Annotated in this window: 30 protein-coding genes; 21 read left to right on the top strand and 9 right to left on the bottom strand. The window is 72.7% G+C overall.

Annotated elements, in window-relative coordinates; translation table 11 throughout:
* The 5 genes from AB0J68_RS05985 to AB0J68_RS05965 form a co-directional block, all read left to right on the top strand.
* Positions 1–601: zinc-binding dehydrogenase (locus AB0J68_RS05985; RefSeq protein WP_363936504.1), on the top strand; the 601-nt coding region annotated here is incomplete at its 5' end.
* Positions 602–1,423, top strand: coding sequence for a sugar phosphate isomerase/epimerase family protein (locus tag AB0J68_RS05980; protein ID WP_354860033.1), 822 nt, complete (start codon positions 602–604; stop codon positions 1,421–1,423). It abuts the gene before it with no gap.
* The gene (locus tag AB0J68_RS05975) at positions 1,420–2,760 is read left to right on the top strand and encodes a hypothetical protein (RefSeq protein ID WP_363936502.1); all 1,341 of its coding nucleotides are present in this window, start codon (positions 1,420–1,422) and stop codon (positions 2,758–2,760) included. Before AB0J68_RS05980 ends, AB0J68_RS05975 begins: the two co-directional genes overlap by 4 nt.
* Before the next feature lie 60 nt (positions 2,761–2,820).
* The gene (locus AB0J68_RS05970; protein WP_363936499.1) at positions 2,821–3,219 is read left to right on the top strand and encodes an NUDIX domain-containing protein; all 399 of its coding nucleotides are present in this window, start codon (positions 2,821–2,823) and stop codon (positions 3,217–3,219) included.
* A 144-nt stretch (positions 3,220–3,363) separates the two neighbouring features.
* On the top strand, positions 3,364–3,981 hold the full coding sequence (locus AB0J68_RS05965) for a DUF2267 domain-containing protein (protein WP_355067399.1): 618 nt from the start codon (positions 3,364–3,366) through the stop codon (positions 3,979–3,981).
* A gap of 127 nt (positions 3,982–4,108) precedes the next feature.
* On the opposite strand, the gene AB0J68_RS05960 is transcribed toward AB0J68_RS05965, so the two are convergent.
* Genes AB0J68_RS05960 through AB0J68_RS05950 form a run of 3 tightly spaced genes read right to left on the bottom strand, consistent with a single transcriptional unit; the run spans position 4,109 to position 6,542 of the window.
* The gene (locus AB0J68_RS05960; protein ID WP_363936496.1) at positions 4,109–4,693 is read right to left on the bottom strand and encodes a hypothetical protein; all 585 of its coding nucleotides are present in this window, start codon (positions 4,691–4,693) and stop codon (positions 4,109–4,111) included.
* 53 nt (positions 4,694–4,746) lie between these two features.
* Entirely contained in the window at positions 4,747–5,976 is a 1,230-nt protein-coding gene (locus tag AB0J68_RS05955) for a hypothetical protein (protein WP_363936494.1), read from the bottom strand.
* A gap of 50 nt (positions 5,977–6,026) precedes the next feature.
* Positions 6,027–6,542 (bottom strand): NUDIX domain-containing protein, encoded by a 516-nt coding sequence (locus tag AB0J68_RS05950; protein WP_363936492.1) that lies wholly within the window; start codon positions 6,540–6,542, stop codon positions 6,027–6,029.
* 64 nt (positions 6,543–6,606) lie between these two features.
* Here AB0J68_RS05950 and AB0J68_RS05945 point away from each other — a divergent pair, with 64 nt between their 5' ends.
* Positions 6,607–7,098 carry a type II toxin-antitoxin system PemK/MazF family toxin gene (locus AB0J68_RS05945; protein WP_354860017.1) on the top strand — a complete coding sequence of 164 codons (492 nt, stop codon included), beginning with the start codon at positions 6,607–6,609 and terminating at the stop codon, positions 7,096–7,098.
* A 36-nt stretch (positions 7,099–7,134) separates the two neighbouring features.
* Here the strand turns inward: AB0J68_RS05945 and AB0J68_RS05940 are convergent, their stop codons facing one another.
* Positions 7,135–7,785 (bottom strand): NAD(P)H-dependent oxidoreductase, encoded by a 651-nt coding sequence (locus AB0J68_RS05940; protein ID WP_363936489.1) that lies wholly within the window; start codon positions 7,783–7,785, stop codon positions 7,135–7,137.
* A gap of 160 nt (positions 7,786–7,945) precedes the next feature.
* Between AB0J68_RS05940 and AB0J68_RS05935 the strand changes: the two genes are divergently transcribed.
* The 3 genes from AB0J68_RS05935 (at position 7,946) to rox (ending at position 10,327) form a co-directional block, all read left to right on the top strand.
* On the top strand, positions 7,946–8,290 hold the full coding sequence (locus AB0J68_RS05935) for a metalloregulator ArsR/SmtB family transcription factor (RefSeq protein WP_355067387.1): 345 nt from the start codon (positions 7,946–7,948) through the stop codon (positions 8,288–8,290).
* Entirely contained in the window at positions 8,274–8,747 is a 474-nt protein-coding gene (locus tag AB0J68_RS05930) for an SRPBCC family protein (protein ID WP_363936486.1), read from the top strand. The genes AB0J68_RS05935 and AB0J68_RS05930 overlap by 17 nt, the downstream gene beginning before the upstream one ends.
* A gap of 152 nt (positions 8,748–8,899) precedes the next feature.
* Positions 8,900–10,327, top strand: coding sequence for a rifampin monooxygenase (gene rox / locus AB0J68_RS05925; RefSeq protein WP_363936483.1), 1,428 nt, complete (start codon positions 8,900–8,902; stop codon positions 10,325–10,327).
* A gap of 94 nt (positions 10,328–10,421) precedes the next feature.
* Here the strand turns inward: rox and AB0J68_RS05920 are convergent, their stop codons facing one another.
* On the bottom strand, positions 10,422–11,072 hold the full coding sequence (locus AB0J68_RS05920) for a GGDEF domain-containing protein (RefSeq protein WP_354860005.1): 651 nt from the start codon (positions 11,070–11,072) through the stop codon (positions 10,422–10,424).
* A 264-nt stretch (positions 11,073–11,336) separates the two neighbouring features.
* On the opposite strand from AB0J68_RS05920, the gene AB0J68_RS05915 reads away from it, so the two are divergent.
* Together AB0J68_RS05915 and AB0J68_RS05910 are read left to right on the top strand one after the other, a co-directional pair.
* Complete coding sequence (locus AB0J68_RS05915; protein ID WP_234588179.1) at positions 11,337–11,576, top strand: DUF397 domain-containing protein; 240 nt, start codon at positions 11,337–11,339, stop codon at positions 11,574–11,576.
* 138 nt (positions 11,577–11,714) lie between these two features.
* Positions 11,715–12,602, top strand: a complete 888-nt coding sequence (locus AB0J68_RS05910) for a helix-turn-helix transcriptional regulator (RefSeq protein WP_354860002.1) — start codon at positions 11,715–11,717, stop codon at positions 12,600–12,602.
* 34 nt (positions 12,603–12,636) lie between these two features.
* Here the strand turns inward: AB0J68_RS05910 and AB0J68_RS05905 are convergent, their stop codons facing one another.
* Positions 12,637–13,038, bottom strand: coding sequence for a helix-turn-helix domain-containing protein (locus AB0J68_RS05905; RefSeq protein ID WP_354859999.1), 402 nt, complete (start codon positions 13,036–13,038; stop codon positions 12,637–12,639).
* Between the two features lie 77 nt (positions 13,039–13,115).
* Here AB0J68_RS05905 and AB0J68_RS05900 point away from each other — a divergent pair, with 77 nt between their 5' ends.
* The 6 genes from AB0J68_RS05900 to AB0J68_RS05875 all read left to right on the top strand — a co-directional run bounded on the left by AB0J68_RS05900 (position 13,116) and on the right by AB0J68_RS05875 (position 18,570).
* Positions 13,116–14,048 (top strand): NADP-dependent oxidoreductase, encoded by a 933-nt coding sequence (locus AB0J68_RS05900; RefSeq protein WP_354859997.1) that lies wholly within the window; start codon positions 13,116–13,118, stop codon positions 14,046–14,048.
* Between the two features lie 88 nt (positions 14,049–14,136).
* On the top strand, positions 14,137–15,201 hold the full coding sequence (locus AB0J68_RS05895) for a LacI family DNA-binding transcriptional regulator (RefSeq protein WP_363936479.1): 1,065 nt from the start codon (positions 14,137–14,139) through the stop codon (positions 15,199–15,201).
* 2 nt (positions 15,202–15,203) lie between these two features.
* Complete coding sequence (locus tag AB0J68_RS05890; protein ID WP_354859992.1) at positions 15,204–15,407, top strand: hypothetical protein; 204 nt, start codon at positions 15,204–15,206, stop codon at positions 15,405–15,407.
* Between the two features lie 87 nt (positions 15,408–15,494).
* On the top strand, positions 15,495–16,958 hold the full coding sequence (locus tag AB0J68_RS05885) for a protein kinase (RefSeq protein ID WP_363936475.1): 1,464 nt from the start codon (positions 15,495–15,497) through the stop codon (positions 16,956–16,958).
* A gap of 25 nt (positions 16,959–16,983) precedes the next feature.
* Complete coding sequence (locus AB0J68_RS05880) at positions 16,984–17,859, top strand: alpha/beta hydrolase (protein ID WP_355136793.1); 876 nt, start codon at positions 16,984–16,986, stop codon at positions 17,857–17,859.
* A 60-nt stretch (positions 17,860–17,919) separates the two neighbouring features.
* Positions 17,920–18,570, top strand: a complete 651-nt coding sequence (locus AB0J68_RS05875; protein WP_354859985.1) for a histidine phosphatase family protein — start codon at positions 17,920–17,922, stop codon at positions 18,568–18,570.
* A gap of 15 nt (positions 18,571–18,585) precedes the next feature.
* Here AB0J68_RS05875 and AB0J68_RS05870 read toward each other — a convergent pair whose 3' ends face one another.
* The 3 genes from AB0J68_RS05870 to AB0J68_RS05860 all read right to left on the bottom strand — a co-directional run bounded on the left by AB0J68_RS05870 (position 18,586) and on the right by AB0J68_RS05860 (position 20,335).
* Positions 18,586–19,083 carry a DinB family protein gene (locus AB0J68_RS05870; RefSeq protein WP_355067378.1) on the bottom strand — a complete coding sequence of 166 codons (498 nt, stop codon included), beginning with the start codon at positions 19,081–19,083 and terminating at the stop codon, positions 18,586–18,588.
* Positions 19,084–19,129: 46 nt separating this feature from the next.
* Positions 19,130–19,573, bottom strand: coding sequence for a VOC family protein (locus tag AB0J68_RS05865; RefSeq protein WP_354859981.1), 444 nt, complete (start codon positions 19,571–19,573; stop codon positions 19,130–19,132).
* A gap of 81 nt (positions 19,574–19,654) precedes the next feature.
* Positions 19,655–20,335 carry a carbon-nitrogen hydrolase family protein gene (locus AB0J68_RS05860; protein ID WP_363936506.1) on the bottom strand — a complete coding sequence of 227 codons (681 nt, stop codon included), beginning with the start codon at positions 20,333–20,335 and terminating at the stop codon, positions 19,655–19,657.
* A 100-nt stretch (positions 20,336–20,435) separates the two neighbouring features.
* Here AB0J68_RS05860 and AB0J68_RS05855 point away from each other — a divergent pair, with 100 nt between their 5' ends.
* From AB0J68_RS05855 to AB0J68_RS05840, 4 genes are all read left to right on the top strand, one after another.
* Positions 20,436–21,245 (top strand): DedA family protein, encoded by an 810-nt coding sequence (locus AB0J68_RS05855; protein ID WP_363936469.1) that lies wholly within the window; start codon positions 20,436–20,438, stop codon positions 21,243–21,245.
* A gap of 41 nt (positions 21,246–21,286) precedes the next feature.
* A complete protein-coding gene (locus AB0J68_RS05850; protein ID WP_355136801.1) occupies positions 21,287–21,490 on the top strand; it encodes a hypothetical protein in 204 nt (67 codons plus the stop codon).
* A 54-nt stretch (positions 21,491–21,544) separates the two neighbouring features.
* The gene (locus AB0J68_RS05845; RefSeq protein WP_363936466.1) at positions 21,545–22,009 is read left to right on the top strand and encodes a LuxR C-terminal-related transcriptional regulator; all 465 of its coding nucleotides are present in this window, start codon (positions 21,545–21,547) and stop codon (positions 22,007–22,009) included.
* A gap of 353 nt (positions 22,010–22,362) precedes the next feature.
* Complete coding sequence (locus tag AB0J68_RS05840; RefSeq protein WP_355136803.1) at positions 22,363–22,947, top strand: hypothetical protein; 585 nt, start codon at positions 22,363–22,365, stop codon at positions 22,945–22,947.
* The last annotated feature ends 670 nt before the right edge of the window (positions 22,948–23,617 follow it).

The raw sequence follows: 23,617 nt of genomic DNA, 5'->3' as shown, positions 1-23,617 counted from the left end.
CGGCACACCCAGCCGCGGGTCGGTGGCGAGCGCGGACACCAGCCCGGCCAGGACCGCGTCGACGACGGTCAGGTACGCAGTGCTGTCCGGCGCCCGGGTGGTCGCCGTCGACCAGGTGCCCGGCCGGCTGGCGTTCGCCACCCGCTACGGCGCGCGGTCCACAGTGGATGTCGCAACCCAGTCCGCCGCCGCCGTGCTGCGCGCGGCCACCGACGGCCGGGGCGCGGACGTCTGCCTGGAGCTGTCCGGGGCGTACCCGGCGCTGCACGAGGCGATCCGCTCCACCGCACACGCCGGCCGGGTGGTGGCCGCCGGCTTCTACCAGGGCCAGGCCGACGCGCTCGGCCTCGGCGAGGAGTTCCACCACAACCGCATCCAGTTGGTGGCCGCCCAGGTCTCCGGGCCCACCCCCGCGCCGGGCATGGCCGGCCGGTGGACCGGAGACCGGGTCGCGCAGACCTTCATGGACCTGGTGGCTGAGCGCAGCGTCGACCCGTTGCCGCTGGTCAGCCACATCGTCGACGCCAGCGCGGTCGCCGACGCCCTCGCGCTGCTCGACCGCGGCGCCGGTGACGTCCTCCAAGTGGTGTTGAGGTTCTAGATGACCACCATCGCGCTGGCCTGCCAGGAACAGCTCCTGCCGGGCACCAACCTGATCCAGAAGTACGCCCTCGCCACCGCGCTCGGCTACCAGGGCATCGAGCTGCGCGGACGCGGTGACCTCGCGTTCGCCGACCGACTGCCCGAGCTGCGCCGGGCCCGCGCCGCCGGGGTGGTGATGCCCACCGTCTGCGTCGAGATGGACCACTTCATCGGCGACTTCGACCCCGCCCGGTCCGCCGACGCCGTGCGCAACCTGCGCTCCCAGCTCTCGGTCATCGCCGAGCTGGGCGGCGTCGGGGCGATGACCCCGGCCGCGTGGGGCATGTTCTCCCGGCGGCTGCCGCCGTTCGAGCCGCCACGCCCGCCGGCCGGCGACCGCCAGGTGCTCCTCGACGCCCTCGGCGAGCTGGGCGAACACGCCCGCGCCGAGGGGGTCACCCTCTTCCTCGAACCCCTCAACCGGTACGAGGACCACATGGTCAACCGGCTCGACGAGGCGGTCGCCCTCTGCGCCGCGCTCGGGCTGCCCTCGGTGCGGGTGGTCGCCGACACCTTTCACATGAACATCGAGGAGGACGACGTGCACCGGGCGCTGCGCGCCGCCGCGCCGTACCTCGGGCATGTGCAGGTCAGCGACTCCAACCGGTACCAGCCGGGCACCGGGCACCTGGACTGGCCGGCGCTCGTGCGGACCCTGCTGGAGCTGGACTACCGCGGCTGGCTGGCCCTGGAGTGCCGGCTGCGCGGCGACCCGGTCCGGGCCCTGCAACAGGCCGCCGCGGTGCTGCGGCACGCGCTGCCCCGGCAGGCCGCCGCATGACCGCCGGCGCTGTCCCCACCCGCACCGGTGGTCCGACCGATCTGGCCGGGCTGCGGCGGCTCGCCATCGCCACCCTCGACGCCAACTGGGAGCACGACCACACCGTCCCGTCGCGCACGCTCTACCCGCACCAGTGGAGCTGGGACTCCGCGTTCATCGCGATCGGGTTGGCCCACGTGCGTCCCGAGCGGGCCTGGCAGGAGCTGACGAGCCTGTTCCGGGCGCAGTGGGCCGACGGGCGGGTGCCGCACATCGTCTTCAACCCGGCGCCGCGCGTCGGCGCGTACTTCCCCGGGCCGGAGCTGTGGCGCTCGTCCGACGTCGAGGGCGCGCCGACGATGGACACCTCCGGCCTGGTCCAGCCGCCGGTGCACGCGCTCGCCGCGCTGCTGGCGTACCGGCGATCGCCCGATCCGGCCGGGCTGGCCGCGCTGGGCCGGCTCTACCCGGCGCTGGTCGCCCAGCAGCGGTACCTGGCGACGCGGCGGGACGTCGCCGGCGACGGCCTGGTGTGCGTCGTACACCCGTGGGAGTCCGGTCTGGACAACAGCCCCGCCTGGGACGAGCCGATGGCCGCGGTCGACGCCGACGCGGCGGTCATGCGCGCGTACCGTCGGCACGACACCGCGCACGCCGACGCCGCGCACCGCCCCACGGACCTGGACTACGCGCGCTACCTGGCGATCGTCGCGGCCTACCGCGACCACGGCTACGCCGACCGCGACCTGGCCGACGGCCATCCGTTCCTGGTGGAATGCCCGCTGTTCAACGCGGCGTTCGGGGCCGCCGAGCACGCGCTGGCCGAGATCGCCGCGCTGATCGGCGCGGACCCGGCCCCGCACCGGGTCCGCGCGGACCGCGTCACCGAGGCGTTGGTACGCCGGCTGTACGACCCGGGCACCGGCACGTTCCAGCCCCGCGACCTGCGCACCGATCGGCTCGTCGGCGCGCGTACCGTGCTCGGGCTCGCGCCGCTGATCCTGCCCGGCCTGCCCGCCCGGCAGGTCGACGCGCTGGTCGTCGAGGCCCGGTCGCCGCGCTTCGGGGTGGCCCGGTGGATGGACCGGCCGTTGCCGACCTACGACCGCACCGCGACCGACTTCGAACCGGTGCGCTACTGGCGCGGGCCGAGCTGGCTGAACATCGGCTGGCTGGTGCGGCGTGGCCTGCTGACCCACGGGCATCCGGAGCTCGCGGCCGGCCTGCGCCGCTCGATGATCGACCTGGTCGCCGGGGCGGGCTGCCACGAGTACTTCCACCCGGACACGGGTGCCGGGCTGGGCTCACCGGCGTTCGGCTGGACCGCCGCGCTGCTGCTCGACCTGCTGGCCAACTGAGTGTCTCGCGGTCCGCGCCGGGTGGTAGCGTGCCCGCTCTCAGCGGGGCGGGAGGCGCGCGTGCGCGAGATCGACAAGGTGGCCTGGATCCTCATCGAGGACGGACGGGTGCTGAGCACCCGTTCGCAGGGCAAGGACGTGTGGTACCTGCCCGGCGGCAAGCGCGAGCCGGGGGAGAGCGACCTGGAGACCCTGCGCCGGGAGATCGACGAGGAGCTGAGCGTCGAGGTCGACGTGCGAAGCGCGGTGCACCTGGGCACGTTCAGCGCGCAGGCGCACGGGCACGCGACCGGGATCACCGTGCGAATGACCTGCTACCGGGCCGGATACCAGGGGCGGTTGCAGCCGGCCAGTGAGATCGCCGAGATGGCCTGGCTCGGGTACGCCGACCGGCACCGCACCTCCCCGGTCGACCAGCTCATCTTCGATCACCTGTTGGCCGCCGACCTGCTGCGCTGACGGACGTCTTATTGCGCGCGGTGGTGGCTGGTCCGGCGAGCTGTTCGGCTGCGCTGTTGTGCCGACGGCTGCTCGGACGTGCTGGTGGCTGCGCTGCTGCGGACGGCGCCGTTTGGCGTCGGCGGCCCGGGGTAAGCGCGCGGCGTGACCGACAGCGCGGGCGGCGACGGATTTCCGCATTTCATCGACGCGGTCTCCCGACGGTCCGGCCTGCCGACCGAGCAGGCCGCCGCGCTCGCCCGCGCGGTGCTTGCGACGATGGCCGAACGAGTCACCGGCCGCCCGCCGGATGATCTCACCGGACACCTTCCCGACGAGGTCGACGACTACCTGGACGGCGCGTCGCCGATCCCGCCCGGGGACCTGTCGAGCCCGTCTGCGGATGTGGCGGGTCTGCCTGCGGACCCGGCTGGCTCGCCAGTGGACCTGGCTGGCTCGCCCTCGATCCTGGGGACTGGTTCGGTTACCGGCCCGAACAGCGGCGTTGACGGGCTCGAGACCGGTGTGGGCCTCGACGTCGGCGGGCCTGTCGCGACGCCGCCACCAATGGACGCCGGCCCAGCGGAGTTCCTGCGCCGGGTGGCCCAGCGCGCCGGGGTGGACCCCGCCACGGCACGGGCCGGTACCGGAGCCGTCTTCGCGACCCTGCGGGAGGCGGTGACCGTACGGGAGTTCCGGGAGATGGTCGCGCGACTGCCCCGCGACGACGATGGCGGCGCCGCGACCGATCCGCCCGTTCTGCCCGACCCGTTCACCCGCTGACCCTCGCATACGCCCCCGTCGGCGCTCTGGGCTGCCGAGATCCACCCGACTTCCAGCAAGTCGGGGCATCCCGGCCCGGGGATACCGCGATTTCCAGGAAGCGGAGTGGATCGTCGCGGGCGCTCTGTCATTCGCCGAATCGCTCCCTGAAGGTGCGAATGAACCTCTGGGTCACCTCTCCCACGAAAACCCGGGGTTCGGTGTCAAACTTCGTCAGCATTGCGCGAGCACCGGGCAGGTCGCCCGATACCGCCAGGCAGACAGCCAGAGTGCCGTACTCGACCTGTGACTTCGGTCGGCCGACGAGTGTCTCGATCATCGCCGACAACGTCTGGTTGCCGACGAGGAAGGGCTCACCGTAAGTCGTTAGATCGGCGACCACCTGGGCAACGGCCTCCTCGGCCCGCTCCGGCGACGCGACCCACCACCGAAGGGGGGTGATGTTTGGCGTCGCTGCCTCCCGGAGCAGATCGCCCATGGTCGCGCCGACCTGGCAGACCGTGCTGGTGCGCCGGAAAAGTCTTCGCTGAAGGTCAGCAATGCCAGCATGCTCGACGCCAAGGGCTGGGGTGAGCGAGATGCCGCCGTCGCCGGCGAGGTTCACGCTCAAATGAAAGACGACCTCCGTAGAGGGTGCGCGGATGAAGGCCACCTCGTCGTGGGGCACCAGGCGGTGCTGCCGCCATCCAGCGGGTGCCAACTGCTCGGCCACCGGGATACCCCGATATCGCTGATGTGGGGGTCGATCAAGCCCGCGACGGGCGACTAGGCGTCGGCGTCGGGCAGGTCGTCCGGCTCGGTGACCCACGCCGAGAAGACCGGCACCCCGTGCCACGGCCCGGTGGCACCATCGGCCCTGGTGTCGGTGGCGACGGCCACCACGGCGTACGGGTGGCCGAAGCGCAGCTCGGCGGTGCGGGCGACGCCCTCCGGCGGCAGGCTGACGGTGCCGAACATCCCGGTGACCGCCGCCGCCTCGAAGCCGTACCGGCCGTACCGGGCCATCGCCACCTGCCGCGCCTCGAAGCCCTGCACCGGCTGGGCGAGTGCCTCGGCCAGCGCCGCCGTGGCCGCCGGGAAGCCCAGGGCCTCGGCGGTCAGGTCGTGCTCGCTGTGGGCCGACCAGCAGGGGAGCACCGCGCTGTGTCGTTCCTCGCGGCCGTCGCGGGAGCGGGTCCGGACCCGCTCCTCGCGCAGCGTCCACAGCGGAGCTTCGCCGAGCGGCAGGTCGAACAGCGAGCGCCGTCCGGGCGGTTGCGCGCCGTCGGCCGCGCCGGCACTGAGGTCGTACGCGGCGGCGAGCACATCGGTCGACGGCACGTGCGGTGCGGCGGCCACCGAGAGCACCACCAGCCCCGCGCCGTCGGTTGCCTGGGCCTGGGCAGCGTGCATGATGACGTCACCGGCCCGGTCGGTCGTCACGATGGCCCCCTGGTGCCCGTGGTCCGGGCTGCGCAGCGCTCGCCGTAGGTCGCGCGCCCAGGCGCTGGCCGGGCCGAGCGCGCGGGCGTCGGTGACCTCGAACGGCTGGGCCCAGGAGATCCGGGTGGCCAGCGCGCTGGCCAGGGCGAAGACGACGTCTGGGTGGACCTTCAGGGGGAACGTCTCGATCAGGCCGTGGGTGTGCTCGCGTGCCCACGCGTCCAACCCGGCCTGGTCGGGCAGCGTGCCGACCTCGGTCGCCGCCGGCAGCGCGGCCCGCCACCCGGCCGGCTCGTCGGTGAGCCGACCCGGTCGGAGCCAGAGCGCGGTGGCGGAGGCGACCAGCGGATGCGGCGCGTCCAGCAGGGCGCGGGCAACATCCGCCGCGCGGGCCAGGTCCGTGCCCAGGGCGTCCGCCAGCTGCCCGGTCGCCGGGTCGGTGTCAGCCGTGGCCGCGCTGAGGGCGAGCAGCAGCCAGGCCCCGAGCGGGGAGGCGACGTGATGCCGGTCGCCGATCGTGGCGTGCAGCCGCTCGGCGTACGCGGAAAGCGGCTCGTGCAGGTCCGTCGTCATGTCCCCACTCTGCCCGTCGTACCGGGGTCCGGCATCTCCGCCGGCCCTGCTCACGACCACAGCTCGAACGGTTCGTCGATCTGCTCGCCGGCCAGGAAGGGCGTGATCAGCCGGGGGAGCTGGCCGGGATAGAACCGCTCCTCGCTGGCCACCACCTCCGGCAGCGGCCACCACCGGAAGCCGAAGTAGTCCTCACGCTCGTAGTCGAGCCGGTCCGCCTCGTCCACGTCCGGCCCGGGCCCGTTCAGCCGTACGGCGACGATCACCTCGTCCTGGACGTGGCGCAGCTGGCGGTGCAGGAAGCTCGCCCGTCGCCGCCAGGTCGGTGCGCCCACCTGGTCGGCGGTGATCACGATGCCGGTCTCCTCGCGCAGCTCCCGCACGGCCGTGTCCCGGTACGTCTCACCGCGGTCCATACCGCCGCCAGGCAACTCCCACCAGGTGCCCAGCCGGGGATGGTCCGGGTCACGGGTGTGGAACAGCAGTACCCGTTCGGTGTCGTCGGAGACGACCACGCGCACCGCGCGCCGCTCGAGGATCGGCAGGTCGTCGGGCAGTTCGTCCATCGGGCCAGTCTGCCGCAGTGCGTCGACTCCGGCGGGCCGCGCCGGGGCCGGTAGGCTGCCCGCCGTGGCTGGTCTCTTGAGGAACGTGGCGCAACGCATCTCCCGGGTGGGCGCGGTCATCCCGTCGCCCCGGCGTACCGGGCCGGCTCCGGCGCGGGTGGCCCGCCCTCGCCAGGTGAGCGCGTTGCAGCGGCGCGAGCTGAGCTACGCGCCGGAGGTCGACGGCCAGGCCGACCCCGGCGAGATCGTCTGGACCTGGGTGCCGTACGAGGACGACCCCCGCCAGGGCAAGGACCGCCCGGTGCTGGTGGTCGGACGGCACAGCCGGACGCTGTTCGGGCTGATGCTGTCCAGCCAGAGCGAGCGGGACGGTCAGCGGCACTGGTTCGCGCTCGGCCCCGGCGAGTGGGACCGCGACAAGCGGCCGAGCTGGGTCCGGCTGGACCGCGTGCTCACCATGCGCGAGGACAGCATCCGCCGCGAGGGCGCCGTGCTGGACCGGCCCCGGTTCGACCGGGTCGGGCAGGCGCTGCGCGCCGGCTACGGCTGGCGCTGACCGTACCCCCTGGCACGCCCGGGGCCGGACGGCCCGTCAGGCCGGCTCGCGGCTCGGGCCGACCGCGGCGCCCTGCGCCTCCGGCGGCGGGTACGGCTGCTCGGCGAGCAGCCGGGCCAGGTGCGCGCTGTTGAGCGCGAGGGCCTTGGTGGTGCGGCCGGTGGTGTCCGGCTTGGGGCCGGCGTCGCGGTAGTCCACCTTGTGCAGTGCCTCGCCGACCCAGTAGGTCGCGCCGGCCGCCGCCAGGGTGAAGCCGACCTCGCTGAGCGCGCCCTGGATTTCGGCGATGGTGTGGTGCGCGCCGTCCTCGTTGCCGACGACCGCGACGCCGGCCACCTTGCCGTAGGTGAGCAGCCGTCCCTCGTCGTCGGTCTCGGACAGTTCGGCGTCCAGGCGTTCGAGGACCATCTTGGTGACGCTGGCGGGCTGGCCCAGCCAGATCGGCGTGGCGATGATGAGTATCTGGGCCGCGAGCAGCTTGGCGCGGATCGCGGGCCAGCCGTCGCCGTCGCCCTCGTCCGTCGACACCCCGAAGCGCACGCCGTGGTCGACCACCCGCACGATCTCGCCGTCCACGCCTTGGCGGGCGAGTTCCGCCACCACCTCGCGACCCAACTGGTCGGAGCTGGACGGGGTTGGCGACGGCTTGAGCGTGCAGTTGAGGACGAGGGCGCGAATGCTCACCACGACGGGTTCCTCTCGGCGACGGGACGGCCGGGTTCCCCATACCCGGTCTCCGGGGTGACTCACCAGGGCGGCGCCGCGTCATCTCCGGAACGGGTTGACAGACAGCGGATGAGCTGTAGATTCAACTCATCGGTTAATCATCTAGGTGGTTGAAAGCGACATGACAGCAGATCCGGTCAGTGCCGTGTTCGCCGCGCTCGCCGACCCGACCCGCCGCGCCATCCTGGCCCGACTGGCGACCGGCGAGGCGACGGTGAACGAACTGGCGGAGCCGTTCCCGATCAGCCTCCAGGCGATCTCCAAGCACCTCACCGTGCTGGAGCGTGCCGGGCTGATCGTGCGGACCCGCGAGGCGCAGTGGCGGCGCTGCCGGCTCGACCCGGCGCCGCTGCGCACCCTCGCCGAGTGGGTCGACCAGTACCGCCGGCTCTGGGACGAGCGCCACGACGCCCTGGACGACTACCTACGCGACCTGAAGGAGACCAGCCGTGACCGAAACCCGTGACCTGACGATCGACGTGTCCTCCGACCGGGACATCACGATGACCCGGTCGTTCGACGCCCCGCGCGACCTCGTCTTCGCCGCACACACCCAGGCCGAACACCTCAGGCACTGGTGGGGCCGGGGCAATCCGCTGGACGTCGAGATCGACTTCCGCGAGGGCGGTCGCTACCGCTTCGTCGAGCACGCCCCGGACGGCAACGAGTACGCCTTCCGGGGCGAGTTCCAGGAGATCGTCGCGCCGGAGCGGATCGTGCAGACGTTCGAGTTCGAGGGCATGCCCGGCCAGGTGGCGGTGGAGACGCTGGTCTTCACCGAGCAGGACGGCCGCACGGTGCTCACCGGCACCACCCGCTTCGACACCACCGAGCAGCGCGACGGCATGGCCGGGTCCGGGATGGCGCAGGGGGTAGCCGAGTCGTACGCCGCACTGGAGCGCCACCTGTCCACAATGCGCTAACGCGGAGGGCGCGCGAGGGAAACAAAAACGGCAGGGAAGTCGCGCTCCCTGCCACCTCCAACATATATCGCACCGGGGGTCTTGCGGCAAGACCCGGGTGCTGCCGCAGAATCTCCACCCGAAGCCCAAAACTGGGAAAATCGGGGGATCTCGTGATCGATGTCATCATTGCCGGCGGCGGGCCGACCGGTCTGATGCTGGCCAGCGAGTTGCGACTGCACGGTGTGCACGTTCTCGTGCTGGAGAAGGACGCCGAGCCGACCCGCTACGTCCGTTCGCTGGGTCTGCACGCGCGCAGCATCGAGGTGCTGGACCAGCGCGGTCTGCTGGAGCGTTTCCTCGCCCTGGGCACGCGGCATCCGCTCGGTGGCTACTTCGCCGCGATTCCCAAGCCGTCGCCGGGCGGTCTCGACAGTGCCCACGCGTACGTCCTCGGTATTCCGCAGACCACCACCGACCGGCTGCTCGCGGAGCACGCCGTCGAGGTCGGCGTCGAGGTCCGCCGCGGCTGCGAACTGGTCGGGCTGAGCCAGGACGACAACGGGGTGACGGTGGAGCTGGCCGACGGTACGCCGCTGCGGTCGCGCTACCTCGTCGGCTGCGACGGCGGCCGGAGCACGGTCCGTCGGCTGCTCGGGGTCGGCTTTCCGGGTGAACCCAGCCGGGTCGAGTCGCTGCTGGGCGAGATGGAGGTGGGCGTACCGGCGCAGACGGTCGCCGACGTGGTGGCCGAGGTCCGCAAGACGCACCTGCGGTTCGGCCTCGGGCCGCTCGGGGACGGCGTGTACCGGGTTCTCGTGCCCGCCGCGGGGGTGACCGAGGATCGCTCCGTCCCGCCGACCATCGAGGAGTTCCAACAGCAACTGCGGGCGTACGCGGGCACCGACTTCGGCGTGCACTCCCCGCGCTGGCTCTCCCGCTTCGGCGACGCCACCCGGTTGGCCGAGCGCTACCGGGTCGGTCGGGTGCTGCTGGCCGGAGACGCGGCGCACATTCACCCGCCCACCGGCGGGCAAGGGCTCAACCTCGGCATTCAGGACGCGGTGAACCTCGGTTGGAAGCTGGCCGCCGCGGTCAACGGCTCGGCGCCCGACGGGCTGCTGGACAGCTACCACGCCGAGCGGCACCCGGTGGCCGCCGACGTGCTCATCAACACCCGCGCGCAGATGTTCCTGCTGTCCCCCGAGCCGGGGCAGCAGGCAGTCCGTCACCTGCTGTCGGAACTGATGGACTTCGAGGACGTCAACCGGTACCTGATCGAGAAGGTCACCGGCCTGGGGGTCCGCTACGACTTCGGCGCGGGCCACGAGCTGCTCGGTCGGCACCTGCGGGACGTGCGGCTGACGCGGGGACGGCTCTACGACCTGCTGCACGGCGGTCGTGGGCTGCTGCTCGATCAGACCGGCCGGCTCTCGGTCGCCGGGTGGGCCGACCGGGTCGACCACGTCGTCGACGTCAGTGCGGAACTGGACGTACCCGCGGTGCTGTTGAGGCCGGACGGCCACGTGGCCTGGGCCGGCGACGATCAGACCGACCTGGTGGGTCAGCTGCCCCGGTGGTTCGGTGAACCCGCCACCTGAGGCGGCCCCGCCACCTGAGGCGGCCCCGCCACCTGAGGCGGACCCGCCACCTGAGGCGGACCCGCCACCTGAGGCGGCCCCGCCACCTGACCGGTCACCCCTCCGCGAGGCGGACGCTGTCGACGAGTTGGCGGGGCGACCGCGGGCCGGCGAGGCTCTTCGCCTGGTACATGGCCGCGTCGGCGCGGCTGAGCGCGTCGGTGAGCTGGGCCGGACCGGTCACCGGGGCGAGCCCGACCGAGGCGGTGACCCGGACGCTGCACCCACTGAGCCGGATGGGCGCGGCGACAGTCTCGCTGAGACGTCGGGTGGCGTGCTCGATCCAGCGCCGGTCGACTGTCGGGCTGGCGAGCAGGCCCGCGAACTCGTCGCCGCCGAGGCGGGCGACGAGGTTGTCCCCGGCGAAACCGGCCAGCCGTTCGGCCACGCTGATCAGCACCTGGTCGCCGGCGGCGTGCCCGTACCGGTCGTTGATCTGCTTGAAGTCGTCGAGGTCGAGCACGATGGCGATCAGCGGCTGGCCGTCGGCGTTGGTGAGCAGCGCGGCCGCGAGGCGGTAGAAGGCGCGTCGGTTGGGCAGCCCGGTGAGCGGGTCGTGGCTGGCGGCGTGCCGTTCGGCGGCCAACTCGGCCTGGAGGTGCCCGATCTCGGCCTCGGCCCGCAGGGCCCGTCGGCGCATTTGCCAGGAGGAGAGCAATGCTCCCGCCGCACAGATGCCGGAGGCGACGCTCATCGGATCCGGCACGAGACCTCCCATCGCCGCGACCGCCTCCAGCCTTCGGTCTCGCGGCGCGGTGCCGCGTCGGGCAGTTTTCCCTGGTGGTTGCCCCAGTCGGGGTAACGCAAAGTGAACGGATAAGCACCGATCACGTGCGTTATCATGCTCGCCGTCCGGTGCAGATGCAATAGCAGATGCACGTGCATAACCGTCCACTGTCGATACCGCACCCTCGCCGTCACCGCTCCTCCCACGGGCACCGGCGGGCTCGTGAGCAGAAAGACGCCTCTCATGCAACAGCCACCCAATGGCGTTCCGATTACTCAGTTGCCCCCGCTGAGCTGGCAGAAGAGCCGCCGCAGCAACCCGAGCGGCAACTGCGTCGAACTCGCCGAACTGCCCGGGGGAGCCGGCATCGCCGTTCGCAACTCGCGCCATCCGGAGGGACCCGCGCTGATCTACACAGTGGACGAGATCGCCGCGTTCGTGCTCGGCGCACGCGACGGCGACTTCGATCACCTGATCAACTGACCGGTCGTCGAAGGCCGTCCCGGGGACGGGACTGAATAGCCGGTCCGGAGGAGTTCACCTCACTGTCGGTCCATGGCATGCTTACACGTCGGCCGGGCTGGGTGCCCGACCGCGTGGTCGGTATCCGGAGGTCCGCACGTGACGATGGTTCCCGCCGAGGGCGGCCCGACAACCGGGCCGACCGTGCTGCGCATGCTGCTCGGCGCCCAACTGCGCCGCCTGCGGGAGTCCAGCGGGGTGACCCGGGAGGGCGCCGGGTGGGAGATCCGCTCCTCCGAGTCGAAGATCAGTCGGATGGAGCTGGGGCGGGTCGGCTTCAAGGAGCGCGACGTGTCCGACCTGCTCACCCTGTACGGCGTCAGCGACGAGGGCGAGCGCGCGGCACTGCTGAAGCTCGCCCGGGACGCCAACAGCCCCGGCTGGTGGCACCGCTACGGGGACGTGCTGCCCAGCTGGTTCCAGTCGTACCTGGGCCTGGAGGCGGCGGCCGCGCTGATCCGCAGCTACGAGGTGCAGTTCGTCCCCGGCCTGTTGCAGACCCGGGAGTACGCTCGCGCGGTCGTGCTGCTCGGGCACGGCGGGGCCGGCGCCGCCGAGATCGATCGCCGCGTGGAGTTGCGGATGCAGCGCCAGCAACTACTGCACCGGGACAACCCGCCGCAGCTCTGGGCCGTCGTGGACGAGGCGGCGCTGCGCCGTCCGATCGGCGGTGCCGAGGTGATGCGTGAGCAGCTCGTCGCGCTCATTGAGGCCACCAAGTCGCCCACCATCCGGCTCCAGGTCATCCCGTTCGCCGCCGGGGGCCACGCGGCGGCCGGTGGCGCCTTCACCATCCTGCGCTTCGGCGACCAGGAGCTGCCCGACATCGTCTACATCGAACAGCTCACCAGCGCCATCTACCTCGACAAGCGCGAGGACCTCGACTATTACGCCGTGGCCATGGAGCGGCTGTGCGTCGAGGCCGAGCCGCCGGAGCGTACGCCGGAGATCCTGGGCCGGCTTCTGGAGGAGATGTACCCGCAGTGACGACCCGGCCGGGGGGCGTCCAAACCTGGTGGGGTCAGGCGCTTGTCGCGTCGTACCGGTCCCGGGCCTCGTGCACCTCGGCGATGTGCGTCTCGGCCCACGCCTTGATGGCGCGCTGGACCGGCAGCAGGCTCTCGCCCAGCGGCGTCAGCCGGTAGTCGACCCGGGCCGGCACGCTCGCGGTCACCGACCGGCTGACCAGGCCGTCGCGTTCCAGTTTGCGCAGTGTCTGGGTGAGCATCTTCTGGCTCGCCCCGGCAAGTGTGCGGGCCAGCTCGCTGTGCCGCAGCGGCCCGTCGGCCAGCGCGCTCACCACCAGCGTCAGCCACTTGTCGCTGAGCGTCGCCAGCAGCTCGTGGCCGGGGCATCCGGCGAGGAACACGTTGTAGCGGCTACGTTCCTGCTCGCGGCGTTCCGCGGCCGTCCTGGTGGCCATCGCGTACCTCCCGGGTGCCCAGGGCACCCGAAGGTGCCTCCTTCTCGCCGCAGGGTATCGCTCCTAGCGTCGTCGGCATGAGAGCTGTCATCGTCCGCCGGTTCGGCGGCCCCGAGGTTCTGGAGATCGCCGACCTGCCCCGGCCGGAGCCAGGGACCGGGCAGGTTCGGGTACGGGTGGCCGCCGCCGCGGTCAACCGGATCGACCTGTCCACACGCAGCGGCGCATTGAGCGCGGCGGGTCTGCTGCCGCCACTTTCCGTCGTTCCGTTGGGCTGGGATGTGGCGGGCGAGGTGGACGCGGTCGGCGCTGGCGTACGACGGCTCGGTGTGGGCGCGACGGTGATCGGGTTGCGCGACGTGCTAACCGCGCCCGGCGCTCAGGCTGAGTGGGTCGTGCTGGACGAGGACGCGGTCGCGCCGGCGCCGCGTACCGTCGCTCCCGAGGTTGCGGCGACGCTGCCGCTGATCGGTCTCACCGCGGCCCGCTCACTCGCGCTGACCGGCTTGGAGAGCGGACGGACGCTGCTGGTCACCGGCGCGGCCGGCGGCGTGGGTGGGCTGCTGCTGGAGCTGGCGTCGGCGCGCGGCATCCGGACCGTCGCGGTCGCCGACGCGCGGGACGAGGAGCTGGTACGCGGGTTGGGCGCGGACTGGTTCGTGGCGCGTACCGACCGGCTCGGCGCCGCGGTGCGCTCGGTGGTCCCGGGTGGGGTCGACGCGGTGGTCGACGCCGCGGTCGTGGGCGTGACCGCGCACGAGGCGTTGCGCGGCGGGGGAGTCTTCGTCGCGCTGGTGGCGCCGTTCGCGCCACCGCCGTTGCGGGCGACGCGGGTCGTGGTGCAGGAGGTCTGCGCCGACGGCGCCAGGCTCGCCGAGCTGTCCGCGCTGGTCGACAGTGGACGCCTCACTCTGCGGCTTGCGCACCGCCTTCCACTGGACGAGGTGGCGACGGCGCACGAGCGGCTGGCTACCGGTGGTCTGCGGGGCCGCGTGGTGCTGGTTCCCTGAGGGGCTCGCGGGTTGGTATTGACCGCTGCCGACGTGTCGGGCTAATCTCTGTATCGATCCAGTCTGAATCGATACAGAGAGGTGCCGGGTGAAGCCAACACTGCAAGCCGTGGCGGACGCCGTCGGCGTCTCCCGCAGCACCGTGTCCAACGCCTACAGCCGCCCCGACCAGCTCTCCACGGCACTGCGCGAGCGGATCCTCGACGCCGCCCGTCAACTCGGCTACCCGGGGCCCAATCCCACCGCCCGCTCCCTGCGCCGCGGCTTCGTCGGCTCGATCGGGGTCCTGTTCACGTCGCAGCTGTCGTACGCCTTCACCGACCCCTTCGCGATCCGCTTCCTCACCGGGGTGAGCGGCGCCGCCGAGCGACACGGCACCAGCAGCCTGCTGGTGCCGCTCCCACCGGCGCAGACCGACGCCCGCCGGGCGGTGGAGAACGCCGCCGTCGACGGCTTCTGCGTCTACTGCGTCGCCGACGAGGAGTGGGCGTTGGACGTGATCCGGGCGCGCGGGCTGCCGTACGTCAGCACGGCGTCGCACGACGACGCCGGCGCGGACGAGCGGTTCGTCGGCATCGACGAGCGGGCCGCGGCTCGCAGCGTCGCCGCGCACGTGGCCGGCCTCGGTCACCGCCGGGTGGCCCTGCTCGCCGACGCCGTGCTGCCCGACGCGCCGGCCGGCCCCGTCACCCTGTCCGGGGTGCACGAGGCGTGGCACCCGACCACCCGCGGCCGGCTTGCCGGCTTCGCCGACGCGTTCGCCGAGGTCGGCGTCGGCTGGGCGGAGCTGACGCTGGTCAACGCCCTGGGCAACAGCCGCCAGGCCGCGGCCGCCGCCGTCGCCGGCCTGTTCGACGGGCCCGCACCGCCGACCGCCGTGCTGGCCGGCTCCGACGTCCTCGCCCTCGGTGTGCTCGACGCGCTGGCCCAGCGGCCGGGCGGCACCAACCCGCCGGTCTCGGTGACCGGCTTCGACGACATTCCCGAGGCCGCGTCGGCCGGCCTCACCACCGTCCGGCAACCCGCCGAGGAGAAGGGCCGGATCGCCGCCGAACTGCTGCTCGACCCACCCGCGGACGCCGCAGCCGGTCAGGTGCTGCTGCCCACCGCACTCGTCGTCCGGGCCTCCACCGGACCTGTCCCGAGGAGTTGACCATGGAATTCCCGACCGGCTACGTCACCGCTCTCGACGCGATGAACCGACACGTCAACTCGGCCCGACCGGACGCCCCGGTCCAGGCCGAGCGACCCCGCCGGGCGCTGCTCGCCCCGACCCGACAGGTGACCGCCGTCGCCCTGCGCCGGCTCGCCGACCGGATCCAGCCCCGACCGATGCCGACGGTGACCCGCTGCTCCTGACCCATTTGGGCACGCATGGGACGAGCGGTGCCGGGCCGGACACGCAGAGTGGTCGAAGGGGCACTCGCCAGGCAGACTGGTGAAGCCATGTCACCCTTCACGCCCACCCTCCGCCTCCACGACCGCTACGTCCTGCACGAGCGGATCGGGCTCGGTGGCATGTCCGAAGTGTGGCGGGCCGACGACGAGGTGCTCGGCCGGCCCGTCGCGATCAAGGTGCTCGCCGGGCAGCTCGCCGCCGACCCGCAACTGCGGGCCACCATCCAGCGCGAGGCCCGCGCGGCCGCCCGGCTCACCCACCCACACGTCACCCAGGTGTACGACTACGCCGAGGCGACCCTGACCGGCGGCGTCGTCGTCCCGTACCTGGTGATGGAGCTGGTCGAGGGCCACAACCTGGCCGACCGGCTGCGCAACGGCCCCCTGCCCTGGCCGGAGGCGGTCCGCGTGGCCGGGCACATCGCCGCCGCGCTGGCCGCCGCGCACCGCATCGGCGTGGTGCACCGCGACGTCAAGCCGGGCAACGTCATGCTCACCGACACCGGCGCCAAGGTCCTCGACTTCGGCATCGCCGCGCTCGGCGGGCTCGACAGCCAGTCTGGCGAGCCGCTGATGGGCACACCCGCGTACTTCGCCCCCGAGCGCCTCGCCGCCGGTCCGCCCGACCCGGCCAGCGACGTGTACGCCCTCGGCGCGCTGCTCTACCGCACGCTCACCGGCCAGGCGCCCCTGCCCGTGCAGAGCTGGGAGGACGCCCTCGAGGTGCACCGGCGGGGCACACCGGTGCCGCCGCTGCGGGTGGACGGCCTGCCCGCCGACATCGCCGAGCTGACCCTCGCCTGCCTCGCCGCCGACCCGGCCCGCCGGCCGAGCGCCGCGCAGCTGGCCCGCCGGTTCGGCGCCGGTCAACCGGTCGAGCCCCCCACCGAGCTGCTGCGCATCGTGGCGCCCGCCTCGGCGGCCCACCCGCCGACCCTGATCGACCGCTCGGCCGCGCGTCCCGTGCCGGTCGCGGCCGTGCCGGCCCGCCGCCGATCGCGCCAACCCCTGGCCCTCCTCGTCACGGCCGGTCTCGCCGTGCTGGTCGGCCTCGGCGCGCTGCTCACCCAGGGCCTCGGCGCACCCGACACAACCGGGTCCGGGCAGGTCGCGGCCCCGCCGTCGACCTCCGCCCCGACACCCGCGCCCAGTACGCAGGCACCGAGGCCGCCGGCATCGGCGTCTCCGTCGCCGCCGACCGCCAGCGCCGCGCCCTCGACCGTCGGTCAGCAGGTGCCGGTCAGCTTCCGCCAGGTCAGCGACGAGTTCACCGACGTGCTCGCCGCGGCGGTGGCCCGCGGAGATGTCGACCGCAAGACCGCGGAGGACCTTCGCGACGACCTCGCCGACGTGAACCGACGGTCCAAGGACCGCGAGCGGCGCATCGCCGACCTGCGAAACACCATCGCCGAGCTGGTGGACCGTGGCCGGCTGTCGCGGCAGACGGGCGCCCACCTCGACGAACTGCTCAATCAGGCCCGCGGGCTGCCCGCCGGGCGCACCGCCGACTGAGGGCATCTGTCGTAGTCTCACCGGCATGACGACGAAGCAGACGCACACCCTCGCCTTGCCCGGCGTCGAGCTGGTCTACGACGTCCGCGGCCCCCTACCCCCGGGCGGCGGGCGTCCCGCGCTGCTCATGATCGGCCAGCCGATGACAGCGGAGGGCTTCGACGCGCTCGCCGCGCACTTCACCGACCGCACCGTCGTGACCTACGACCCGCGCGGCCTCGGCCGCAGCGTCCGCACCGACGGCCGGTCCGACCACACGCCACAGCAGCAGGCGGCCGACCTGCACCTGCTCATCGAGGCGCTCGACGCCGGCCCGGTGGACGTGTTCGCCAGCAGCGGCGGTGCGGTGACCGCACTCGAACTCGTCGCGGCCCATCCCGGCGACGTCGTCACGCTGGTGGCCCACGAGCCGCCGATCAACGCGGTGCTCCCGGACGTCACGGCAGCCGAGCGCGCTCAGGCCGCCTTCTACGAGGCGTACCAGGCGAAGGGATTCGGCGCCGGCATGGCCGCGTTCATCGCGATGACGTCGTGGCAGGGCGAGTTCACCGACGCCTACTTCGCCCAGCCCGCGCCCGACCCCGCGATGGTCGGCATGCCGACCGACGACGACGGCAGCCGCGACGATCCGCTGCTGTCGAAGAGCTCGTGGGCGATCACCGACTACCAACCCGACGCGAGCGTGCTCACGGCGTCCCCGACCCGGATCGTGATCGCGGTCGGCGAGGAGTCGGCGGGCACGTACACCGACCGTACGGCCCTCGGCACGGCGGCGCTGCTCGGCCAGGAGGCCGTGGTGTTCCCGAGTCACCACGGCGGCTTCCTCGGAGGCGAGTTCGGCTATGCGGGCAAGCCCGAAGAGTTCGCCGCACGGCTGCGCGAGGTGCTGGACGCCGGCTGACGGCCGTCATCTCGTACGGACGGCTGATCCATCCGCGTACGTCGCTGGCATGATGGGCCGATGCGAACACGGCTGATCTTCGTGCGGCACGGCGAGTCGGTCCACCAGGTCGATGGGATCGTGGGCGGCCCGCACGGATGCCGCGGGCTGACGCCGCTCGGCCACGACCAGGCACACCGGCTGGCCCAGCGGCTCGTCGACGACTACGCCGTCGAGGGGCCGCTGGCGGTCTACTCGTCCGTGCTGCGCCGCACCGTCGAGACCGCGCAGCCCATCGCCGCGGCGTTCGGCGTCCGCCCGCTGGCCGACTGCGGCCTGTGCACCTGGCACACCCCGCCGTACGCGGACGGGCTGCCGGTCACCCGCTTCCGTACCGAACACGCGGTGCCCGGTGGGGGAGTGTTCCGGCCGTTCGAGGACGGCAACGAGAGCTGGGCCGAACTGGTGGTGCGCGTCAGCCGCGCCATCATGGAGATCGCGCACCGGCACCGGGGCGGCACCGTGGTCCTGGTCGGCCACAGCGAGACCGTCGAGGGCGCCTTCCACGCGCTCGCCGCGCAGCCGATCTTCCGGGCGTTCGACCTGGACGTGCCGCCGGCCTCAATCACCGAGTGGGTCACCGACCAGGACACCGGCGGCTGGCCGCCGGCCCGCTGGACCCTGCGCCGCTTCGGTGACACCGCCCCGGTCGGCCAGAGCGTGATCCAGTAACGCCGCGCCGGCGCCTTACTCGCTGAGGATCTGCTCGCGCAGGATCTCCGCGTGCCCGCAGTGCTGAGCCAGCTCGCGCAGCACGTGCAGGTACACCCAGTTCAGCGGCAGCGGACCGCGCCGGTTGCCGCGCAGCAGGTCGTCCAGACCCAGTGACGCCGTCGCGCGGCGCGACGCCTCGCACGCCTCGCGGTGGGCCTGCTGGACGGCGGCGATCGTGTCGCCGTCATCGAGGATGAACGACTCGTCCGGCGTCGCCGGGATCCCGATCTCGGCGCGCGACCGGCACGTGACGGCCTCGTCGAACCAGACCTTCTCGACGAAGGTCGCGTGCTTCACCAGACCCAGCAGCGTCGTCCGCGATGGCACCAAAGAGCGACGCGCCTGCTCCTCGGTCAGCCCGTCCAGGGCGCCGTTGAGCGCTCCGCGGTGTTCGTCGATGAACGCCTCGACCTGTGCCTGGGCCGGCTGATTCACGACATCTTCGGCGAACGTCGGCGGGAAGATGGTCATGGACCGAAGCATCTCAAGGGCGGTCACCTGTGAGCAACTTCGGCACTCACGAGCCGAAGGAGACGAGGGCACCGCGTTCGTCGAAGACGGCGGTGCCCGCCCAGGCGATCTCCCAGCGGTTGCCCTCCGGGTCGGCTATGTAGGCCGAGCGGCCACCCCACGGGCGGTCGGTCGGCTCCGCCACCACCGTCGCCCCCATCGCGACGGCCGCCGCGAAGGCCGTGTCGACCTCGGCGCGGTCATCGACGTTGCAGGCGAGGGTCACGCCGGACCAGCCGCCGGCCGGACCGGCGACGCCGGGTGCCGCCTCGGCGGCCAGATCCGGCAGCGGATAGAGCGCGAGCAGAACGCCACCGAGCAGGAACGCCGACCAGCCGTCGTCGCTCGCCGACAGCTCCGGCCAGCCCAGGGAGCGGTAGAACGACCGCAGCGAACCCATGTCGCGTACGCCCAGAGTGACCACGGACAGCCGAGAGGGGATCGCACTCATGGCCCCGATCCTGCCGCAGCGGTACGACAACCGGTCCCTCGTCGGGGGCCCTCGGCCCGGTCGTCGACTCCGGCGGCACCCTCAGTGGAGGGTCGTGGCGGTCCACTCGCCCGGTGCCGTGCCCACCCGGGCGGTCACCTCACCCCGCAGCGTCCAGATGGCCGACCGGCCCGCCGCCTCGGTGTAGCCGCCGCCGGTGGACCCGGCGAAGCTCGCCACCGCCACCCAGACCCGGTGTGTCGTGGCGATCCGCTGGGCCCGCTCGTCCGGAACGCCGGCGTCGCGCGCCAACTCCAGCACCCCCGCCGCGTACACGTCAATGCCGAGCGCGGCCGTGCGCTGCGCGTGCGCGGCGACGCCGGTGTCCTTGCAGACCGCCAGCCCGATCCGCCACCCGTCCACATCGAGCACCCTTGGTGTGCCGCCCGGCCGGAACCGCTGCGCCTCCGCGCCGCCGAGCCACATCTTCCGGTACGCCACGGTCACCCCGTCGCCGGTCACCGCCAGCACCCCGATGTGGTCACCGGCCACCGGCGCACCGGCCAGCGCCAGCGTGCCCGCCTCGGCGCACGCGTCGACCAGCGGCGCCAACCGGGGGTCGTCCACCGACACGACCGGGCCCTGCAACTCGTACCCCGTCAGGGACAGCTCCGGGAAGACCACCACCCGGGCGCGCGCCGCGCGGACCGCGTCGGCGTGCGCCCGCGCGTTCTGTGCGACATCCAGGGGTACGCACGGCGGCTGCGCCACCGCGAGCCGCAACGGGGTGCGGTTTTCCGCACGCCCGCCGGTGGGGGCGACCCGCGGGGTCGGATGGTCCGCCTCATGGTCGATTCTCAGGATCGGTTCGTAGCGTGGGGACATGATTCGAACGTCGCACGCCGTGCTCGCCACCGGAACCCCCGCCGCCGCGGCCGAACCGCCCGAGGGCGGAATCGTCGGCTACGTCAGCGATCTGGTGGAACGGCTCGGCGGGCCGGGCGCCGGTCTGGCGGTGGCGCTGGAGAACCTGTTCCCGCCGATCCCCAGCGAGGTCATCCTGCCGCTGGCCGGCTTCGTGGCCGCGCAGGGGCGGATGAGCCTGCTCGGCGCGATCTTCTGGACCACGCTGGGCTCGGTGCTGGGCGCGCTGGCGCTCTACCTGATCGGCGCGTCCCTGGGCCGGGAGCGGATGCGCGCCATCGTCGCCCGACTGCCGCTGGTGAAGCTCAGCGACGTGGACCGGACCGAGGCGTGGTTTCTCCGGCACGGCGTGAAGGCGGTGTTCTTCGGCCGGATGATCCCGATCTTCCGGAGCCTGATCTCCATCCCGGCCGGGGTGGAGCGGATGCCGGTGCGGATCTTCCTGCTCTACACGACGCTGGGCAGCCTGATCTGGAACACCACCTTCGTGCTCGCCGGATACCTGCTCGGCGACAACTGGCACCTCGTCGAGGGCTACGTCGGCACACTCCAGAACGTCGTGATCGTCGCGTGCGTCGCGGCCGTCGCCTGGTTCGTCGGCTCCCGGGTGGTGCGGGCCCGCCGCGCCGCGCGAAACCCCGAGTCGGCCGACCGCCCCTGGTCTGACTCGGGTCCTTCTCGGCATGGTGCGCCGCCGTCGGGGATGCCGGACCCGGGCGGTCGGGGCACCCTCTACCGGGGCGGCTCCTGGGCCTCGGACGAGCGCTAGCCCGCCGCCTTGTCAGACGTCTTAGGTGGGGACGCGAGACGGTGACAGGGGAGCGGCGGACCCGCCCGTGGTGGGCTCGGCTGCCGCAGCCCACCCACATCGACGATGGGTTGCGTGCCGCGCTGGAGATCCGCGAGCGCTGGCCCGACACCGGCGTCCTCGTGCTCTCCCAGTACGTCCAGCGGCGCTACGCCGCCCGGCTGCGCGCGGACCGTCCCGAAGGAATCGGTCGCCCAGGTGGATGACTCCCTCGACGCCTCGACCGGGTCGCCGCCCGGGGCCCCGCGCTCAACCCGGAGGTGGTTAGCCAGGTGGCGGCCGGATCGGAGCGACCCGACCCGTTCGGCCGACTCACCCCGCACGAACGGGACGTCCTGCACGAAATGACCCACGGGCACACCAACGCCGCTGTCGCCCAGCGGTCGCACGTGTCGCAGAGCGCCGTGGGGAAGCACGTCAACGCCATCTGCGACAAGCTCGGCCTCGCCCACACGACCGGCTACAGCCGCCGTATCCCCGCTGTCCTGCGCTACCTCTGCATCCCTTTCCTAAAGATCAAGCCGGATCGGGGAGGCCGGGATGTCCCGATCGCTCGCACCATCCGGTATCGGACATTCCGGGTGGATCGTCACCCGACGGCTCGCTCCGGCCCTCGGATGCGGTTGGTCTGGGGCGTGCTGTCCGGTTGCGAGGCCCGATGGGGTGTGAGCGGGTGCATCCCTGGGCCGGAATCGTGGCGGGCCGGGGGCCGTTACATACCCTGACGATCGCAGGACCACGGCCACCGTGCCCCGCCCAACCGGTGGGGGAATGGGCGGCCGGGTCGGGTCGTTGCAGACCCCCGACCGACCGTGGGCCCGCCCCCGGGTCCGCTGCCAGGTCCCGCTGAGGGCCCGGGAATGACCCCGGACCGGCGGTCGTTACACACGGTCCCGGCGCCACGAGCGACCCCCTCGCCCGTCGGCCGCCGCCCCGGCACCGCGAGGGCCTCGCCCCGCAGGGTGCCGACCCGAAACTTTCCCCTGCTTTTTGCAGCGCCCGACGAGGTGCTCACATCCGCGTCACCGTCTCCCCGGTGGTGGCGTGTGGTGTTCCTACCCCCGAAGGAGCTACCCCCATGAACACGATCTTCCGTAAGAGCATGCTGTCCGTTGCTGGTCTCGCGTTCGCCGGTGGTGTCTTCGCCGGCCCGATCGCCCATGTCGCCACCCCGAGCACGGACGCCCGTCCGGTGGCCGTGGTGCAGGCCGACAAGCCCGACACGAGCAAGCTGATCCCGCACGGCACCCAGGGTGCCCAGTCGCACATCGACCTGAATGACGAGCAGACGGCCAACGCCAAGGCGATCATCGCCGCGACGAAGAAGGCGGGCCTGCCCGAGCGGGCCGCGGTCATCTCGATCGCGACGAGCCTGCAGGAGTCGAAGCTGGAGAACCTCGGCCACCTCGGCGACATGAACGATCATGATTCGCTGGGTCTGTTCCAGCAGCGTCCGTCCAGTGGTTGGGGCACGCCGGAGCAGATCACCGACCCGGAGTACTCCACGACCGCGTTCCTCAAGGGGCTGCGTCAGGTTGACGGGTGGCAGGACATGCCGCTGACCGAGGCCGCGCAGACCGTGCAGGTCTCCGCCTACCCGGACGCCTACGCCCAGTGGGAGCAGCAGGCCGCCGACCTGGTTGGCCAGTACTGGAACAGCTGACCCACCGCACGACCCGACCGACTGGCCGGCACCCGAACCCGGGTGCCGGCCATCGGCATATCCAGCCCCCGCCCGCTGACCTGGCCGCCATCCAAGCTGGGTGCCGGCCAGCGGCATACCCAACCCCCGCTCATTGACCTGGCCGCCACCCGGAGTCGGGTGCCGGCCAGCGGCGTACTAACCCCCGGCTCATTGACCTGGCAGCGATCCAAGCTGGGTGCCGGCCAGCGGCGTACCCGGCCATCGCTCACTGACCTGGCCGCCACCTGGAGTTGGGTGCCGGCTAGCGGCGTACCCAGCCCCGCCGAGTGACCGGCCGACCCCTCACATCCACGGGCGCAGCTTGGCCGAACAGCATTGTCGGCCCGCGTGACGGTGAATCTTGGACAGTTTCCGTTCGGCCCTAACGGAAACTGTCCAAGATTCACTGACGCGACGTAGCGGAGCGGCGTGGTCGGCGCGGAGTGATCCGATGGGCCGGCGGGTACGTACCTCCCGGCGGGGACCGGCGGAAGGGCATAGGCATGGCCGCAGTGGGTGACGGCATCGAGCACCAGGCAGAACACGATCCGGGGCAGCAACCAACTAACCCGGCGGCGCCGCACCCGGCCGCAGATCAGCCGGAGCGCGCGGGCCGCCCGGCCCGGCCCGGCTCCGGGCCGGGGCACCG

This window comes from Micromonospora sp. NPDC049580, from assembly GCF_040675595.1.
In the GTDB taxonomy this organism is placed as follows: Bacteria; Actinomycetota; Actinomycetes; order Mycobacteriales; family Micromonosporaceae; genus Micromonospora.
This window is presented reverse-complemented; position numbering and strand designations above follow the sequence as displayed.